The organism is Pseudomonas sp. LPB0260 (assembly GCF_013388395.1).
Genome location: NZ_CP058247.1, coordinates 4,301,836 through 4,319,585 on the forward strand (window position 1 = coordinate 4,301,836; position 17,750 = coordinate 4,319,585).

The window sequence follows — 17,750 nt, forward strand, 5'->3', positions numbered from 1 at the left end:
CACCTCAAATTCATGCATTGATCGGGGGCCGGATGCATCCGAGGCCGGCCCCCACTCACTCAGACCGACAGCAGCAGGAACTCGCGCTCCCAGGAGCTGATCACCCGCTTGAAGTTCTCGTGTTCGGCGCGCTTGACCGCGACGTAGCCGCTGACGAACTTGCTGCCCAGGTACTGTTCCACGGTCTTGCAGGTCTCCATGCGCTCCAGCGCCGCCTCCAGGGTCAGCGGCAGGCGCAGGTTGCGCCGCTCGTAGCCACGCCCGACCACCGGGGCGCTCGGCTCGATGCCCTCGACCATGCCGATGTAGCCGCACAGCAGGCTGGCGGCCAGGGCCAGGTAGGGGTTGGCGTCGGCGCCGGGCAGGCGGTTCTCCACGCGCCGGTTCTGCGGGCTGGAGTCCGGCACGCGCAGGCCCACCGTGCGGTTCTCCTCGCCCCACTCGACGTTCACCGGCGCCGAGGTATCGGGCAGGAAGCGGCGGAACGAATTGACGTTCGGCGCGAACAGCGGCAGCAGCTCGGGGATGAACTTCTGCAGGCCGCCGATGTGATGGAGGAACAGCTCGCTCATCGAGCCGTCTTCGTTGGAGAAGACGTTGCGCCCGGTTTCCCGGTCGACAATGCTCTGGTGCAGGTGCATGGCGCTGCCCGGCTCGTCGGTGATCGGCTTGGCCATGAAGGTGGCCGCCACGTCATGCTTGAGCGCCGCCTCGCGCATCGTGCGCTTGAACACCAGGATCTGGTCGGCCAGGGCCAGGGCGTCGCCGTGACGGAAGTTGATCTCCATCTGCGCCGGACCTTCCTCGTGGATCAGGGTGTCGAGGTCCAGGCCCTGCAGTTCGCACCAGTCGTACATGTCCTCGAACAGCGGGTCGAATTCGTTGGCGGCGTCGATGGAGAACGACTGCCGGCCGGTTTCCGGGCGGCCGGAACGGCCCAGCGGCGCCTGCAGCGGGAAGTCCGGGTCCTCGCAGCGCTTGGTCAGGTAGAACTCCATTTCCGGCGCGACGATCGGCCGCCAGCCCTTGTCGGCATAGAGTTTGAGCACCTTCTTCAGCAGGTTGCGCGGCGACAGCTCGATCGGGTTGCCCTGCTTGTCATAGGTGTCGTGGATCACCTGGGCGGTCGGCTCGATGGCCCAGGGCACCAGGAATACCGCGTTCTCGTCCGGGCGGCAGACCATGTCGATGTCGGCCGGGTCGAGCAGCTCGTAATAGACCTCGTCCTCGACGTAGTCGCCGGTGACGGTCTGCAGCAGCACACTCTCGGGGAGGCGCATGCCCTTCTCGTCGAGGAACTTGTTGGTCGGCGAGATCTTGCCACGGGCAATGCCGGTAAGATCGCTGACCAGGCATTCAACTTCGGTGATTTTGCGTTCTTTCAGCCAGCTCGAAAGCTGGTCCAATTTGGTGCTCATAGAGACCTCAGGGTTGGAAAGAGCCGAATCCTTTATAGCCGGCTCAGCGTTGCCCCGCCCTCTTCCTGCAAGCCTCACCAAAGGCCTGGAAGATGGCGAGATAATTCGGGTTGGATACTACCTGCCACTCGGGGTGCCATTGCACCCCGAGGGCGAAGCTCGGCGCCCCCTCGACGGAGAAGGCTTCGATCAACCCGTCGGGCGCCAGGGCCTCTACGCGAAGGCCAGGCGCCAGACGCTCAACGCCCTGGCCATGAATGGAATTGACTTCTATCTCCGCCGGCAAGCCGAGGCCGGCGAGCACCCCGCCCGGCTGCACCTGCAGGGCATGGCTCGGCGCATACTGCACCTCGAGCGGCTGCTCCTGCGGCTCGCGGTGGTCGAGCATGCCGGCGACCTCGTGCACCTTCTGGTGCAGGCTGCCGCCGAAGGCCACGTTCATTTCCTGGAAACCGCGGCAGATGCCCAGCACGGGGATGCCGGCATCGACCGCCTGGCGGATCAACGGCAAGGTGGTCTGGTCCCGCGCCGGATCGTGCTGGGTGCCGGCGCTGCTCGGCGGGCCACTATAATGCTGGGGCTCGACGTTCGACGGCGAGCCGGTGAACAGCAGGCCGTGCAGATTATCGAGCAGGCTCGGCTGGTCGATCAGTTCGCCCAGAGCCGGAATGATCAGTGGCAGACCACCGGCTCCGACAACCACGGCACGAACGTATTTATCGCCGGTTATATGGTAGGAATGCAGACCGATCTGCTTGGTGCAGGCGGTAACACCGATCAACGGCAGGCGCGACATGGGACACCCGTCTTATTGCTGTTATGGGTTTCAGCGGAGCTTAGCGTTGTTCATTTTTTTACACAATAGCCATGTAAAAAATCGAACACACCCGACTGAGCAGCGCGCCAGGCCTGGTCGCGCACGAAGCAGGACTGCCCTGAAACGCCCTATAAATGGCCACGAAGCTCTTTTTCGGGGCACCATTTGCCTCTCTTGACAGGCATTGACGTTTAGGATTGACTCACTGTCGTGCAGTCGCATGATTGATATTTTTAACAAAAAAGGTGTTGCATCATGTCGGTACCCCCGCGTGCCGTTCAGCTTAATGAAGCGAACGCGTTCCTTAAGGAACATCCTGAGGTCCAGTTCGTCGACCTTCTCATTGCAGATATGAATGGCGTGGTGCGCGGCAAGCGCATCGAACGCGCCAGCCTCCACAAGGTGTATGAAAAAGGCATCAACCTGCCGGCTTCGCTGTTCGCCCTGGATATCAACGGTTCGACGGTGGAAAGCACCGGCCTGGGCCTGGATATCGGCGACGCCGACCGTATCTGCTTCCCCATCCCCAACACCCTGTGCAACGAGCCCTGGCAGAAGCGCCCCACCGCGCAACTGCTGATGACCATGCACGAACTGGACGGCACGCCCTTCTTCGCCGATCCACGGGAGGTGTTGCGCCAGGTGGTGCAGAAGTTCGACGAACTAGGCCTGACCATCTGCGCCGCCTTCGAACTGGAGTTCTACCTGATCGACCAGGAGAACGTGAACGGCCGTCCGCAGCCGCCACGCTCGCCGATCTCCGGCAAGCGCCCGCATTCCACCCAGGTCTACCTGATCGACGACCTCGACGAATACGTCGACTGCCTGCAGGACATGCTCGAGGCCGCCAAGGAGCAAGCCCTGCCGGCCGACGCCATCGTCAAGGAAAGTGCCCCGGCGCAGTTCGAGGTCAACCTGCATCACACCAACGATGCGCTCAAGGCCTGCGACTATGCGCTGCTGCTCAAGCGCCTGATCAAGAACATCGCCTACGACCACGAGATGGACTCGACCTTCATGGCCAAGCCCTACCCGGGCCAGGCCGGCAATGGTCTGCACGTGCACATCTCGCTGCTCGACAAGAAGACCGGACAGAACATCTTCACCTCCGAGGACCCGCTGCAGAGCGACGTGCTGCGCCACGCCATCGGCGGCATCCTCGACACCATGCCGGCGTCGATGGCCTTCCTCTGCCCGAACGTCAACTCCTACCGCCGCTTCGGCGCGCAGTTCTACGTACCGAACGCGCCGAGCTGGGGCCTGGACAACCGCACCGTGGCGGTGCGCGTGCCGACCGGCAGTGCCGACGCGGTGCGCATCGAGCACCGGGTCGCCGGCGCCGATGCCAACCCCTACCTGATGATGGCGGCGATCCTCGCCGGCATTCACCACGGCATGACCAACAAGATCGAGCCGGGCGAGCCGATCGAGGGCAACTCCTACGAGCAGCTGGAACAGAGCCTGCCGAACAACCTGCGCGATGCCTTGCGCGAGCTGGACGACAGCGAAGTGCTCAACCAGTACATCAGCCCCGAGTACATCGACATCTTCGTCGCGTGCAAGGAAGCCGAGCTGGAGGAGTTCGAGACCACCATCTCCGACCTCGAGTACAACTGGTACCTGCACACCGTGTAAGCAACACCCCCGACGCCGGCCCCGAGCCGGCGTCGTTCTATTCAGCCGGCCCCGGGCAGCATTGCCCAGGCCTGCGCCTGCTGCACTCGACGGCCGCGCCGGATGGCGCGCACGCCCATGCCGACAGGGAGACACCCCATGCCCCGCTTGCTCGCTTCGCTGCTGCTCAGCCTGACGCCCCTGCTGGCCAGCGCCGAGGACGTCATCCGCGTGTACAACTGGAACGACTACATCGCCCCCCAGGTACTGGAGCGGTTCAGCGCCGACACCGGCATCCGCGTCGAGTACCGCACCTTCAGCACCGCCGGGGAAATGCACGCGGCGATCCGCGGCAACGAGGCCATCGACCTCATCGTGCCCTCGCACAACGACCTGCCGCGGCTGATCGACGAGGGCCTGCTGCAGCCCCTGGACTTCCAGCGCCTGGCCAATCGCCGCCACCTGGACAAGGAACTGCTGAGCAAGCTGGCCGCGGTCGACCCCGGCAATCGCCATGCCGTGCCCTACCTGTGGGGCGCGGTCGGCCTGGCGATCAACACGCCGCAGGCCGAAGCGGCGTTCGGCGGCCCGCTGCCGGACAGCTGGAGCCTGCTGTTCGACGCCGCGCAGAGCGCGCGCCTGGCGAGCTGCGGCATCAGCGTGCTGGACGCCCCCGACGAGACCCTGTCGCTGCTGCTCAACTACCAGGGCCGCAGCCTGACCCGCAGCGCCCCGAGCCGCATCGAGCGCGCCGCCGACGTGCTCGCGGGCCTGCGTCCCAACCTGCGCTACGTCGACAGCGAACGCTATATCGACGACCTCAACCAGGGCCGCCTGTGCGTCGCCATGGCCTGGGTCGGCGACGCCCTGGCCGCCGCCGATGCCGGCCAGCCGGTGCGCTTCCTGGTGCCCGCCGAGGGCTCGGTGCTGTTCATCGACAACCTGGTGATTCCGCGCAGCGCCCGCCGCGCCGATCTGGCCCACCGCTTCATCGATTACCTGATGCGCCCGCAGGTCGCCGCACTGATCACCGAGGAAGTGCTCTACCCCAATGGCAATGCCGACGCCCAGGCGCATCTCGACGAGCACCTGCGCGACCACCCCGGCCTCTATCCCGATCGCGCCACCAAGCGCCGCCTGTATGCCCTGGACGCCATGCCGGAGAAGCACGCGCAGGTTCGCGACCGGGTCTGGCGCCAGTTCCGCGGCGGCGACTGACGCGCAGGCGGGCGCCCGCTCGGCTTGCGCGGGCAGCGACGGCTGACGTCCAATAGGCCGTCCCTTGCCGAGATCTCCGCCATGTCGCGTCCCAGTACCGCCCGCAAGCCCCGCGCCAGCAGCCAGGCACGCATCGCCGTGATCCTCGCCGCCGCCCGCGAACTGCTCGCCGAGCAGGGCGTGGCCAGCCTGTCGATCTACAGCGTGGCCGAGCGCGCGGCCATCCCGCCGTCCTCGGTGTACCACTTCTTCGCCAGCGTGCCGGCCCTGCTGGAAGCCCTGACCGCGGACATCCACGCCGCCTTCCGCGCCAGCCTGCAGCAGCCGGTGGCGCACGCCGAGCTGCGTGACTGGCGCGACCTGTCGCGCACCGTCGAGCTGCGCATGCTGGCGATCTACGCCGGCGACGCCGCCGCCCGCCAGCTGATCCTCGCCCAGCACGGCCTGGCCGAGGTGACCCAGGCCGACCGCCAGCACGACATCGAACTGGGCCAGCTGATGCAGGCGCTGTTCGCCCGGCATTTCCTCCTGCCGCCGTTGCCGACGGATATCGACGTGTTCGCCCTGGCCATGGAGCTGGGCGACCGGGTCTACGCCCGCTCGGTGCAACTGCATGGCCATATCAGCCCGCGCCTGGCCGAAGAGGGCATGCGCGTGTTCGACGCCTACCTGGGCCTGTACCTGCCGCCCTGCCTGCCGAAACGGGACGCTCCGCTCTCGGCCGGGTGACGCCCGCAGCCTGCCCGCCCCGGGTTTTCAGGCGCTGGCGGGGCAGCCCTTCGCCGCAACAAACGGATAACTATCGGTGTTTTAATCGATAATTATCATTCTTAAGAAAAAAATAGCTTCTAAAGCCGATTTTTATCGACTATAAAGTCAGCAGCCGCTCGGCCGTCACAGACTCGCCGAGCCGCCACCGCATTCGGCCGTCTGCTCGCCTGTAACGGCCACCGCCTACTGCTCTGAAGAGGTGTTCCATGTCCCGCATCGTCACCGTCGCCGCCACCCAGATGGCCTGTTCCTGGGATCGCGCCGCCAATATCGCCAACGCCGAGAAGCTGGTGCGCCAGGCCGCCGCCCAAGGCGCGCAGATCATCCTGATCCAGGAACTGTTCGAGACCCCGTACTTCTGCCAGAAGCCCAACCCGGACTACCTGCAGCTGGCCACCACGGTCGAGGCCAACGCGGCCATCGCGCACTTCCAGCAGGTCGCCAAGGAGCTGCAGGTGGTGCTGCCGATCAGCTTCTTCGAGCTGGCCGGGAGGGCGCGCTACAACAGCATCGCGATCATCGACGCCGACGGCGAGAACCTCGGCATCTATCGCAAGAGCCATATCCCGGACGGCCCCGGCTACCACGAGAAGTACTACTTCAACCCGGGCGACACCGGCTTCAAGGTGTGGAACACCCGCTACGCCAAGATCGGCGTGGGCATCTGCTGGGACCAGTGGTTCCCCGAATGCGCGCGCAGCATGGCCCTGCTCGGCGCCGAGATCCTCTTCTATCCGACCGCCATCGGCAGCGAGCCCCACGACCCGAGCATCAGCTCCCGCGACCACTGGCAGCGCGTGCAGCAGGGCCACGCCGGCGCCAACCTGATGCCGCTGGTGGCCAGCAACCGCATCGGCCGCGAGGACCAGGACGGCTACCACATCACCTTCTACGGCAGCTCCTTTATCGCCGACCAGTTCGGGCAGAAGGTCGAGGAACTGAACGAGACCGAGGAAGGCGTGCTGGTGCACCGGTTCGACCTCGACCAGCTGGAGCACATCCGCAGCGCCTGGGGCAGCTTCCGCGATCGCCGGCCGAACCTCTACGCGCCGATCAAGACCCTCGACGGCGTGCTGGAGTCCTGATCGCGCCTCGTCAAACGAACGTCCCGGCTGTCGCAGCGACGCCGGGACAGGTAGGCTTCCGTAACGCACTACCAGGCCGAATCTGAAAAAGGTAAACGCGATGACCACCCTAAACAGCACCCCACGCGCCGACGGTTTCCGCATGCCGGCCGAGTGGGAACCCCATAGCCAGACCTGGATGGTCTGGCCGCAGCGGCCGGACAACTGGCGTCTGGGCGGCAAGCCGGCCCAGGCCGCCTTCAGCGCGGTGGCCAAGGCCATCGCCGAATTCGAACCGGTGACCGTCTGCGTCAGCGCCGAGCAGTACGAGAACGCCCGCGCGCGCCTGGATCACCCGGCCATCCGCCTGGTCGAGATCAGCACCGACGACGCCTGGGTGCGCGACACCGGGCCGACCTTCGTCAGCAATGCCCTGGGCGAAGTGCGCGGTGTCGACTGGGCCTTCAATGCCTGGGGCGGCTTCGATGGCGGCCTGTACTTCCCCTGGCAGCGCGACGACCAGGTGGCCCGCAAGATCCTCGAGATCGAGCGCTGCGCGCGCTATCGCACCGATGGCTTCGTCCTCGAAGGCGGCTCGATCCATGTCGACGGCGAAGGCACCCTGATCACCACCGAGGAATGCCTGCTCAACCGCAACCGCAACCCGCAGCTGGGCCGCGCGGAGATCGAGCAGATGTTGCGCGACCACCTGGCCGTCGACACGGTGATCTGGCTGCCGGACGGCCTGTTCAACGACGAGACCGACGGCCACGTCGACAACTTCTGCTGCTACGTGCGCCCGGGCGAGGTGCTGCTGGCCTGGACCGACGACCCGCAGGATCCCAACTACGCCCGCTGCCAGGCGGCCATGCAGGTGCTGGCCGCTGCCCGCGATGCCCGGGGCCGCCAGCTGATCGTGCACAAGATGCCGATCCCCGGGCCGCTGCATGCCAGCGAAGAGGAGTGCGCCGGGGTCGACCTGGTCGCCGGCAGTCAGGAACGCAGCCCCGAGGTGCGCCTGGCCGGTTCCTACGTCAACTTCCTGATCGTCAACGGCGGCATCATCGCGCCAAGCTTCGACGACCCGCTGGACGAGCAGGCCCGCACTATCCTCCAGGCGCTGTTCCCCGAGCACCGGGTGGTGATGGTGCCGGGCCGGGAAATCCTCCTCGGCGGCGGCAATATCCACTGCATCACCCAGCAGCAGCCCGCGCCGCAACGGCGTTGAGCCCGGGCCAGGCCGGGCGGCGCCACGCCGCCCGCGCTAGGCCGTCTGTTGCAGGGCGCGGTGGGTGCTGTCCGGGTCCAGGGCGCAGAGCGCGTGGTACTGGCTGACGAACACCTGGCCGCCGAACTGCTGGAGAAAGGCCGAGCGCTGCAGCTGGTCCATCACCGGCCCCTTCACTTCCGACAGGTGCAGCTGCACCCCGGCGCTGCGCAGGCGCTCGGCGATGGCTTCCAGGCTCTCCAGGGCGCTGGCGTCGATCAGGTTGACCCCCGAACACATCAGCACCAGATGCCGCACCAGGGGCCGCGCGGCGATCAGCTCGCCGACGCGCTCCTCCAGAAAGCGCGCATTGGGGAAGTACAGGCTTTCGTCGACCCGCAGCGACAACACGCTGGGGCTCTGCACCACGCTGTAGCGCAGGACGTTGCGAAAGTGCTCGCTGCCCGGCAGCTGGCCGACCACCGCCAGGTGCGGGCGACTGGTGCGCCAGAGGAACAGCAGCAGCGACAGGCCGACGCCGAGCAGGATGCCCACCTCGACGCCGAACAGCAGCACGCCGCCGAGGGTGGCCGCCTGGGCCGCGCCGTCCTGGCGCGAATAGCGCCAGGTGTGACGCAGCGCGCCGAGGTCGACCAGGCCGAGCACCGCGACGATGATCGCCGCCGCCAGCACCGCCTGGGGCAGGTCGTGCAGCCAGGGCGTCAGCAGCAGCGCGCTGAGGGCGATACCCACGGCAGTCAGGGCGCCGGCCATGGGCGTCTGCGCGCCCGCCTCGAAATTGACCACCGAACGGGCGAAGCCACCGGTCACCGGCATGCCGGCGCTGACCGCGGCCGCCAGGTTGGCCGCGCCGAGGCCGAGCAGTTCGCGGTCCGGGGCGATGCGCTGGCGGCGCTTGGCCGCCAGGGTCTGCGCCACCGAGACCGACTCGACGAAGCCGATCAGGCTGATCAGCGCCGCCGCCGGCAACAGCTGGCGCATCAACGCCAGGTCCAGCGGCGGCAGGGTCAGCGGCGGCAGCCCCTGGGGAATCACCCCGACTACCGCGACGCCGGCCTGCTCCAGCTGCAGGGCGCCGACCACCAGCACCGACACCACGATGGCCAATACCGGTCCAGTCTTGGCCAGGTTCGCCGCCAGCGCCGGACTGACGCCAAGACCCACCAGCAGCGCCTTCATGCGGGCCCGCGCCCACCAGAGAAACAGCAGGCTGCTGGCGCCGATCAGCAGGGTCGGCAGGTGCGTCGCCGGCAACCCCTCGAGCAGCGCCGGCAGCAGCTCGGGCAGGGCCTGGCCCGCCGCCTGGATGCCGAGAATATGCTTGAGCTGGCCCAGCGCGATGAGCAGGCCCGAGGCGCTGATAAAGCCGGAAATCACCGGATGGCTGAGGAAGTTGGCGAGAAAACCCAGGCGCAGCAGCGCCATGCCGAACAACAGCAGCGCCGACAACAGGGCCAGCAGCATGGCCGCGCCCAGGTACTCGGCGCTCCCCGGCGCGAACAGTGGCGCGAGCGCCGCGGCGGTCATCAGCGACACCACCGCCACCGGGCCGACCGCCAGGCTGCGGCTGGAGCCGAACAGCGCGTAGGCCAGCAGCGGCAGGATGCTGGCGTAGAGCCCGGTCTGCGGCGGCAGGCCGGCCAGCATGGCGTAGGCCAGGCTCTGCGGGATCAGCATCAGGGTGACGATCAGCGCGGCCAGGCCATCCTGGCCGGCCACTCGGCGGTCGTAGCCGCGCAACCAGTCCGGACGCCAGCTCATCGGAACAGGTTCAACGGGATTTTCAGGTAACGGGTGCCGTTGCCCTCGGCCGGCGGCAGTTCCCCGCCGCGCATGTTCACCTGCACCGCCGGCAGCATCAGCCTGGGCATGCTCAGCTCGGCGTCGCGGGCGCGGCGCATGGCCACGAAGGCGTCCTCGTCGATGCCCTCGCGTACATGTACGTTGTGCGCACGCTGCTCGGCCACGCTGGTCTGGTACTGGTACTCGTCGCGGCCCGGCGCCTTGTAGTCGTGACAGAGGAACAGGCGGGTGTCGTCCGGCAGGGCGAACAGCCTGTGGATCGAGCGATACAGGCTGCGCGCATCGCCGCCGGGAAAGTCGCAGCGGGCGGTGCCGTAGTCGGGCATGAACAGGGTGTCGCCGACGAAGGCGGCATCGCCGATCAGGTAGGTCATGCACGCCGGGGTGTGACCCGGGGTGTGCAGCGCCCGCGCCTCGAGGGTGCCGACGCCGAAGCACTCGCCATCCTCGAGCAGGTGGTCGAACTGGCGGCCATCGGCGACGAACTCGTCGCTGGCGTTGAACAGCTTGGCGAAGGTCGCCTGCACCGCGGTGATGCCCGCGCCTATGGCCAGCTGCCCGCCCAGCTCGGCCTTGAGGTAGGCCGCCGCGCTCAGGTGGTCGGCATGCACATGGGTTTCCAGCAGCCAGTCGACCTGCAGGCCCTGCTCGCGCACATGCTCGACCAAGCGCCGGGCGCCGTCCGCGGAGGTGCGCCCGGCGGCGGCGTCGTAGTCCAGCACCGCATCGATGATGGCGCAACGCTTGCTGGCCGGGTCACTGACCACGTAGCTGTAGGTCGAGGTGGCCGGATCGAAGAAGGCGGCTATTTCGGGTGACATGGGGACTCCTCCGTGGGCCGCCAGCATAGCCGGGCGCACCCGATAATGCAGCGCCGGCTCAGGCGCCGCCGCGGCGCTGCAGGACAGCGAACAGGGCCATGCCAACGAGCATGGCCACGACGAACAGCGCCATCTGCCCGTAGCCCGCCGCCAGGCCCACCAGCGCCGGTCCCGGGCAGATGCCGGCGATGCCCCAGCCGACGCCGAACAGCAGGCTGCCCGCGATCAGCCGGCGGTCCAGCTGACGCGCGGTCGGCAGGCGCAGCGGCGCACCGAGCAGCGACTCGCGGCGCAGCTTGGCCCAGGCGAAAGCGGGATAGCCGACGGCGATGGCGCCGGCCATGACCAGTGCCAGGGACGGGTCCCAGGCGCCGGCCAGGTCGAGGAAGCCCAGCACCTTGGCCGGGTTGGCCATGCCCGACAGCAGCAGGCCGAGGCCGAACAGCAGGCCGGCCAGCAGCGCAGTCAACTTGCCCATGCTCAAACCTCCAGCAGATGACGCAGGACATACACCGTGGCGAAGCCACTGGCCATGAAGGCCAGGGTCGCCGCCAGCGAGCGCGGCGACAGCCGCGACAGGCCGCACACGCCGTGGCCACTGGTACAGCCGGATGCGTAGCGGGTGCCGAGGCCGACCAGCAGGCCGGCAAGCGGCAGCGCCAGACCGTCGCTGGGGAACTCCAGCACCGGCAGCGGCGCGAACAGGCCCCAGAGCAGCGGCGCCAGCAGCAGCCCGGCGAGGAACAGCAGCTTCTCCGTGCGCCCCTCGCCGCCCTCCAGGGCGCTGCCCAGCAGGCCGCTGATCCCGGCGATGCGGCCATTGAGCAGCATGAACAGGCTGGCCGCCGCGCCGATCAGCGCGCCGCCGGCCAGGGCCGACCAGGGCGTGAAGTGCAGCCAATCGAGGCTCATGTCGGCTGCTCCGCGCAGAACAGGCGGTACAGGGTGTCGATCACCGCCAGGGCCGCCGGACTGCTGATCCGGTAGTGGATCTGCTTGCCGTCCCGGCGGGTCTCCACCAGGCCCTCGCGGCGCAGCACCGCCAGCTGCTGCGACAGGGTCGGCTGCTGGATGCCGAGCTGGGCCTCCAGTTCACCGACGCTGCGCTCGCCCTGGGCAAGCTGGCAGAGCAGCAGCAGGCGGTCGGGATTGGCCAGAGCCTTGAGCAACTGGCCGGCCGCATCGGCGTTGGCCCGCAGTCGCTGGGTATCCAGGGGCACGTCGGGGGTGGTCATGGGACGGCACTCACTTAAGCCATTAACAATATATCTTTCAATATAGTGTACTGCGGAGCAAGCCCGCTTCCCGGTCCGACGGGCGGCTCCTGCCGGATCAACGAAAAAGCCCGCCAGTTGGCGGGCTTTTTCCCTGTAGCGCGCGGGGTCAGGCGCGCGGCAGGCCTTGCGCTTAGAGCAGTGGCAGGGTGTAGCTGACGATCAGGCGGTTCTCGTCGATGTCGTTGGCGAAGTTCGAACGCACCGCCGCGTTGCGCCAGCGCACGCCGAGGTTCTTCAGCGCGCCTTCCTGGAACACGTACATCAACTCGGTATCGCGCTCCCACTCCTTGCCCTCGGAACGGCCGGCGCCCAGTTCGACGTTGTCGCCGGTCAGGTAGCGGGTCATGAAGGTCAGGCCGGGAATGCCGATGGAGGCGAAGTTGAAGTCGTAACGGGCCTGCCAGGAGCGCTCGTCCTTGTTGGCGAAGTCGCTGATCTGCACGTAGTTCACCAGGTACGGGTCGGTACCGTTGACGTAGGCATAACCGGTGTCGCCGCTCATCTTCTGGTAGCCCAGGCCGAAGCTGTGGCCTTCCAGGCTGTAGGTGACCATGGCATTCAGCGCCTTGTTGTCGACGTTGCTGCGCGAACCATCGTCGGTGGAGCGGGTGTAGCGCAGGTCGGTCTTCAGGCTCTGCTTGTCGGCGATCGGCAGCACGTGCACCAGGTTGAAGGTGTTCTGCTTGTACAGATCCTCCAGCTGGGAGTGATAGTACGCCGCGGTCAGGTCCTGGCTGAGCTTGTAGCTGCCACCGAGGAACTGGAAGGAATCAGTGGTGGTGCCACCGCTGGTGGTGATGCCGCGCCGGCCGCCGCTGGTGATGGCGATGTCCTCGAAGTCACCGGAGTTGCGATGGTTGACTTCGCGCAGGTAGCCGCCATCGAGGGTCAGGCCATTGATTTCCTGGGAGAGCAGATGGCCACCCTGGAACACCTGCGGGGTCAGGCGGCTGTCGCTGGAGGCGATGGCCATGTTCTTGAACTGCATGCTGCCGACGCGCAGGGTGCTCTTGGAGGCCTAGACCTTGGCGGCGACGGCCAGGTCGGAGGAATAGTCCTGGGAACCGCCCGAGCGGTCCGGAACCAGCAGGCCACTGCCCGCCGTGCCATCACCGGAGTCGAGCTTGAAGCCGAGCATGCCGATGGCGTCGAGGCCGAAGCCCACGGTGCCTTCGGTATAGCCGGAGTCCATACGCAGGATGAAGCCTTGCGCCCATTCTTCCTGCTTGGCCTGGCTGGGAGTCGGACGGGCATCCTGACGGAAGTCACGGTTGAAGTAGAAGTTGCGCGCTTCCAGGCTGGCCTTGCTGTCCTTGATGAACTCGGCCTGGGCCAGGGGGCTCAGGGACAGGGTGCCGGCAGCGATGGCCAGAGCCAGGGAGGTCTTTGTCATTGTGATTTGCTCCAGTGTTGTAAGGGTGGCACATCGGTCCGGACACCAGCCTCGCTGACGAAGCGGCGGTCACGCACCGAAATCGGGGGCACTCTCCCTGCTGCCGCGGCAAGCCAGGCGCCGAGCACGGCGGGGAGCGCCCGTAATCAGGGGTTCGGAGTAGGCGGCAACGGCCCGGCGATACGCGGCAAGGGAATCGATCGCGGTGTACCCGGCGAATCGGCAAGGCGGCAGGACGGGGCAATGAGCAGGACCGGCATGGAGGACCTCGACAGCTTTCTTGAAGTTCTTGTTATGTCCCTCGAGAATATTGGTCATACCAATTCCAATATCGTCGAAATATCGTAGATGGCCGACGTTTACCCCGTCAATCGAGGAGAAGGCGACATTCGACGAAAGGATAAGGGTCGTCGAGACGCGCACTGGCCGTGGGATGGCTAAGGCAGCAACCGTGCCAAGCGCCTCGATCCGACTGGCGATGGCTCTGGGGCGCGGCTTTTTCGCGAGGACGAATCGCCAGGGTGCGGTTTGCCCCCCCGCAATAGGCGAGATTCCGCCGAGCGCCCGCACGGCGTTGGCGATAAGTCGCCAACGCCGTCGACGCAGCCAGCTGGGGTATTCAGGCGAAGACGATCTGGTTCTTGCCCTGGCGCTTGGCCACATACATGGCCGCGTCGGCGCGGGCGAACAGCGCATCCAGGCTCAGGTCGGTCGGGGCCAGGCTGGTCAGGCCCTGGCTGACGGTGATGCCGAAGGTCTTGCCCTGGTGGCTGAAGCCCAGGCGCTTGACCTCGCGCTGCAGGCGCTCGGCGATCTGCTTGGCCAGGGCCGGCTCGCAACCGGGAAACAGCGCGGCGAACTCTTCCCCGCCGATGCGTCCGAACAGGTCGCCACGCCGCAGGACGGTGGCGCCGCACTGGGCCAGGCGCTGCAGCACCTGATCGCCGACCTGGTGGCCGTAGCTGTCGTTGATCTGCTTGAAGTCGTCGATATCCAGCAGCAGGAACGCCAGCGGCGTGCCGAACTGGCGGGCGTGCTCGAATTCGCGCAGGGCGCAGTCGAAGAAGTGCCGGCGGTTGCTGCTCTGGGTCAGTACATCGGTGGTGGCCAGGCGCTGCAGCTCGCCCTCCAGCTGCTTCTTCTCGGTGATGTCCTCGGCGATGCCGACGATGATGTGCGGATCACCGGCCTCGCTCTGGCGACCGATAAAGCACTTGTCGCTAAGCCAGCGCAGCTGCCCGTCGCCGCGGATGATGCGGTATTCGCGGGTCTCCACGGCCCCGGTCTCGAGGACCTTGGCCAGGCTCTCGGCGGCGTAGTCGAGGTCATCCGGGTAGATGCTGTTGCGCCACTCCTGGTAATCGGCCAGCAGCAGCGCGGCCGAGCGACCGAATACACGCTCATAGGCCGGACTGACGTAGATCATCCGATGGTTGTACCAATCCAAAGCCCAGAGCACGGCGTTGAGGCTGCCCACCAGGGTGCTGAACAGGCGCTCGCGCTCTCGCAGCCGGGTGACCTCGCCGCGGCAGTGCAACAGCGCCAGCGTCAATTCTTCCAGCTCGCTCGGGACAGGACCCTGCTCGTCCATAGAGGCGCCACTCTGATAAATGCATGGGCGACACCTTCAGCATAGAGCCTCGCCGCGGCGGCCAACGAAAAAGCCCGCCAAATGGCGGGCTTCTAGGTGGCTACGCCGACTCCGGTCAGCGCGCGGCGGCCGGGCGCAGCGAGTAGCTCTGCAGCTGTTCGGCGAAATCGCGCAGCGACTGGATGCCACTGGCCTCGGCCTCGTGCACCCACTGCTTGATCGCCTCGAGCATCTCGTGGCCGTTGGAGCTGGTCCGGGCCCAGATCTGCTGCAGCGCCAGGCGTTTCTCGTAGATCACCTTGAGCGCCTGGCTGTGCGCCAGCATGGCGTCGATATGCAGCTGCTGCTTGTCCTGCAGCAGGCTCGGCTCGCGGGCCAGCAGGCGCTTGGCGCGGCGGAACTGGTGCCGCACCGAGGCGTCGGCCTTGAGCAGCTCCTGCTTGACCAGTGGCGCGATCACCAGCTTGCGGTACTGCGCCATGATCTGGAAGCGGTTGTTGAGGATCGCCATGGCGGTGTCCATGTCCAGCTGACGCTTGCCCTCGATCCGGTGGGCGATCGGCGCCACCCGCTGCACCTTGGCCAGGCCCAGCAGGCTGAACAGCTTGATCCAGGCCCAGCCCATGTCGAACTCCCACTTGCGCACCGACAGCTTGGCCGAGTTCGGGTAGGTGTGGTGATTGTTGTGCAGCTCCTCGCCGCCGATCAGGATGCCCCAGGGCAGCAGGTTGGTCGCCGCGTCGCGGCACTCGAAGTTGCGGTAGCCGACGGCATGGCCGAGGCCGTTGATCACCCCGGCGGCCCAGACCGGAATCCACATCATCTGGATCGCCCAGACGGTCATGCCGAGCACGCCGAACAGGGCCAGGTCGATGATCGCCATCAGGGTCACGCCGCCGATCGGGTAGCGCGAATAGACATTGCGTTCGACCCAGTCATCCGGGCAGTTCTTGCCGTAGATGCGCAGGGTTTCCTGGTTTTTCGCCTCCTCCTGATACAGCTCGGCGCCCTTGCGCAGCACCGTGCTCAGGCCCTTGACCACCGGGCTGTGGGGATCATCGACGGTTTCGCACTTGGCGTGGTGCTTGCGATGGATGGCCGTCCATTCGCGGGTGTTCTGCCCGGTGGTCAGCCACAGCCAGAAGCGGAAGAAGTGCTTCAGTGCCGGATGCAGCTCCAGGGCGCGGTGCGCCGAGTAGCGATGCAGATAGACGGTGACGCTGACGATGGTCACGTGGGTCATCAGCAGGGTGACCGCGATCAGTTGCCAGACCGACAGGTCGAGAATTCCGTTGTACCACATAGGGTCGAGTGCCTCTCAAAAGGGTGACGCAGCCTGCCCTCAAGCAGCAGGCCGTGCCCCATTATCCCCGCCTCAGGGCAGAAAACCAGTTGGTCTTTTGGATACGAATGCCACGACCCTGTCGATACCTATACTGCTGTGCACGCAAACGGAGTTGAACGTGCCGCCGCAACACCAGCCTATCCTGCTGCTGACACCGCCTCCGGCCCATGGCCGGGAGACCGCACTGCGGATCTGTCCAGGCGACGGACGGTGGCCGGGGCTGCCAGCAAACGCCACCAAGGAGCTGTCATGCGCGTGATGATTCTCGAAGACGACCCCTGGATCGCAGACCTGCTCAAGCAGATCGTGCTCAGTCTGCGCCCGGCCGCCCAGGTCAAGTGCCTGGACAGCGTGGCGGCCGCACTGCAGGACTGGCAACAGCACGCCGCCGACCTGGTGATCGCCGACTGGAACCTGCCCGACGACTCGGGCACCCAGCTGCTGGAACAGGTACACCGCGACAACGACCAGGTCCCCCTGGTGATGGTCACCGGCCGCGCCGATCGCGACAGCGTGCTGGCGGTCAAGGCGATCGGGGTCAGCGCCTTCATCAGCAAGCCGTTCCAGGTGCCCAAGGTGCTCGAATGCCTGCAGCAACTGCTGCCGGCGGACGAGGCCGAGGCGTGCGTCGCGCCCCTGGCCGGCGACACGTTCGTCGATCACCTGGCCACGCTGCCGGCCAGTGCCCTCGACCTGCCGCTGCAGGCCGGCACGCTCGACGGCCTGCAGCAGACGGGGGAAGAGGCGCCGAGCCTGCAACTGCTCAACGAGCGCTGGCAGCACGACCCGGCGCTGACCGCGCGCCTGATCGCCGCGGCCAACAGCAGCCAATACAATCACGCCAACCAGGCCTGCCTGAGCCTGGCCGAGGCGCTGCACCGCCTCGGCCCGGCCACCAGCCTGAATCTCGGCCTGGGCCTCGGCCTGCGCCCGGCGGCGGAGCTCGAGGACGCCGAACTGAAGCTGCAGGCCATTGCCTATGTCGAGCAGATCGAACGCCTCGCTGAGCGGGTGTCCCGGCTGGCCGAGCAGTGTCACCTCGATCCCACGCCGCTGCACAGCGCCGCGGTGCTGCAGCGCATGGGCGAACTGTGCGTGCTGCACCAGGCCCAGCTGTGGAAGAATGCCGACCGGGCCCTGGACAGCGAGCAACTGCAGCAGGCACTGGACCAGTCCAGCAACGTGCTGGCCTATCGTCTGAAAGCCCACTGGCGCCTGCCCACCCCCCTGCGCGAGCTGATCGGCGCCTGCTATGGTCTGGCCAGCAATAACGTCAAACGAGAAACCATTGTCATGCGCCTGGCCGTCTGCGAGCTGCTCCCCGAACCCGATCACCAAGACCTGGCGCGCCTGCGCCGCCTGGCCGGACTGACCTGAGCGTGACGGCCGC

General features: G+C 66.8%; 15 protein-coding genes and 1 pseudogene. 6 read left to right on the plus strand and 10 right to left on the minus strand.

The genetic code is table 11. From position 1 onward, the window contains the following. Nucleotides 1-59: 59 nt before the first annotated feature. Nucleotides 60-1,418, minus strand: coding sequence for a glutamine synthetase family protein (locus tag LPB260_RS19190; protein WP_208707393.1), 1,359 nt, complete (start codon nt 1,416-1,418; stop codon nt 60-62). Between the two features lie 43 nt (nt 1,419-1,461). Further along, nucleotides 1,462-2,214, minus strand: coding sequence for a gamma-glutamyl-gamma-aminobutyrate hydrolase family protein (locus LPB260_RS19195; protein WP_208707394.1), 753 nt, complete (start codon nt 2,212-2,214; stop codon nt 1,462-1,464). A gap of 276 nt (nt 2,215-2,490) precedes the next feature. On the opposite strand from LPB260_RS19195, the gene LPB260_RS19200 reads away from it, so the two are divergent. From LPB260_RS19200 to aguA, 5 genes are all read left to right on the plus strand, one after another. Next, nucleotides 2,491-3,870 (plus strand): glutamine synthetase family protein, encoded by a 1,380-nt coding sequence (locus LPB260_RS19200; RefSeq protein WP_208707395.1) that lies wholly within the window; start codon nt 2,491-2,493, stop codon nt 3,868-3,870. Nucleotides 3,871-4,008: 138 nt separating this feature from the next. Continuing rightward, nucleotides 4,009-5,067 (plus strand): extracellular solute-binding protein, encoded by a 1,059-nt coding sequence (locus LPB260_RS19205; RefSeq protein ID WP_208707396.1) that lies wholly within the window; start codon nt 4,009-4,011, stop codon nt 5,065-5,067. 81 nt (nt 5,068-5,148) lie between these two features. After that, a complete protein-coding gene (locus tag LPB260_RS19210) occupies nt 5,149-5,796 on the plus strand; it encodes a TetR/AcrR family transcriptional regulator (protein ID WP_208707397.1) in 648 nt (215 codons plus the stop codon). 248 nt (nt 5,797-6,044) lie between these two features. After that, nucleotides 6,045-6,923, plus strand: a complete 879-nt coding sequence (aguB, locus tag LPB260_RS19215) for an N-carbamoylputrescine amidase (protein WP_208707398.1) — start codon at nt 6,045-6,047, stop codon at nt 6,921-6,923. A gap of 100 nt (nt 6,924-7,023) precedes the next feature. Beyond that, complete coding sequence (aguA, locus tag LPB260_RS19220; RefSeq protein WP_208707399.1) at nt 7,024-8,130, plus strand: agmatine deiminase; 1,107 nt, start codon at nt 7,024-7,026, stop codon at nt 8,128-8,130. Between the two features lie 36 nt (nt 8,131-8,166). On the opposite strand, the gene LPB260_RS19225 is transcribed toward aguA, so the two are convergent. The 8 genes and pseudogenes from LPB260_RS19225 to desA form a co-directional block, all read right to left on the minus strand. After that, the gene (locus LPB260_RS19225; RefSeq protein WP_208707400.1) at nt 8,167-9,891 is read right to left on the minus strand and encodes a SulP family inorganic anion transporter; all 1,725 of its coding nucleotides are present in this window, start codon (nt 9,889-9,891) and stop codon (nt 8,167-8,169) included. Further along, on the minus strand, nt 9,888-10,754 hold the full coding sequence (locus LPB260_RS19230) for an MBL fold metallo-hydrolase (protein WP_208707401.1): 867 nt from the start codon (nt 10,752-10,754) through the stop codon (nt 9,888-9,890). Before LPB260_RS19230 ends, LPB260_RS19225 begins: the two co-directional genes overlap by 4 nt. A gap of 58 nt (nt 10,755-10,812) precedes the next feature. Beyond that, complete coding sequence (locus tag LPB260_RS19235) at nt 10,813-11,232, minus strand: DUF6691 family protein (protein WP_208707402.1); 420 nt, start codon at nt 11,230-11,232, stop codon at nt 10,813-10,815. A 2-nt stretch (nt 11,233-11,234) separates the two neighbouring features. Beyond that, nucleotides 11,235-11,666, minus strand: a complete 432-nt coding sequence (locus tag LPB260_RS19240; RefSeq protein WP_208707403.1) for a YeeE/YedE family protein — start codon at nt 11,664-11,666, stop codon at nt 11,235-11,237. Beyond that, nucleotides 11,663-11,989, minus strand: coding sequence for a helix-turn-helix transcriptional regulator (locus tag LPB260_RS19245; RefSeq protein WP_208707404.1), 327 nt, complete (start codon nt 11,987-11,989; stop codon nt 11,663-11,665). The genes LPB260_RS19240 and LPB260_RS19245 overlap by 4 nt, the downstream gene beginning before the upstream one ends. Before the next feature lie 172 nt (nt 11,990-12,161). Continuing rightward, nucleotides 12,162-13,424 (minus strand): annotated as a pseudogene (locus LPB260_RS19250) (OprD family porin). A gap of 619 nt (nt 13,425-14,043) precedes the next feature. Then, entirely contained in the window at nt 14,044-15,015 is a 972-nt protein-coding gene (locus tag LPB260_RS19255; RefSeq protein ID WP_208707405.1) for a sensor domain-containing diguanylate cyclase, read from the minus strand. A gap of 115 nt (nt 15,016-15,130) precedes the next feature. Next, nucleotides 15,131-16,318 (minus strand): delta-9 fatty acid desaturase DesA, encoded by a 1,188-nt coding sequence (gene desA / locus LPB260_RS19260; protein WP_208707406.1) that lies wholly within the window; start codon nt 16,316-16,318, stop codon nt 15,131-15,133. Nucleotides 16,319-16,609: 291 nt separating this feature from the next. On the opposite strand from desA, the gene LPB260_RS19265 reads away from it, so the two are divergent. Continuing rightward, entirely contained in the window at nt 16,610-17,737 is a 1,128-nt protein-coding gene (locus LPB260_RS19265) for a response regulator (protein WP_208707407.1), read from the plus strand. Nucleotides 17,738-17,750: the final 13 nt, after the last annotated feature.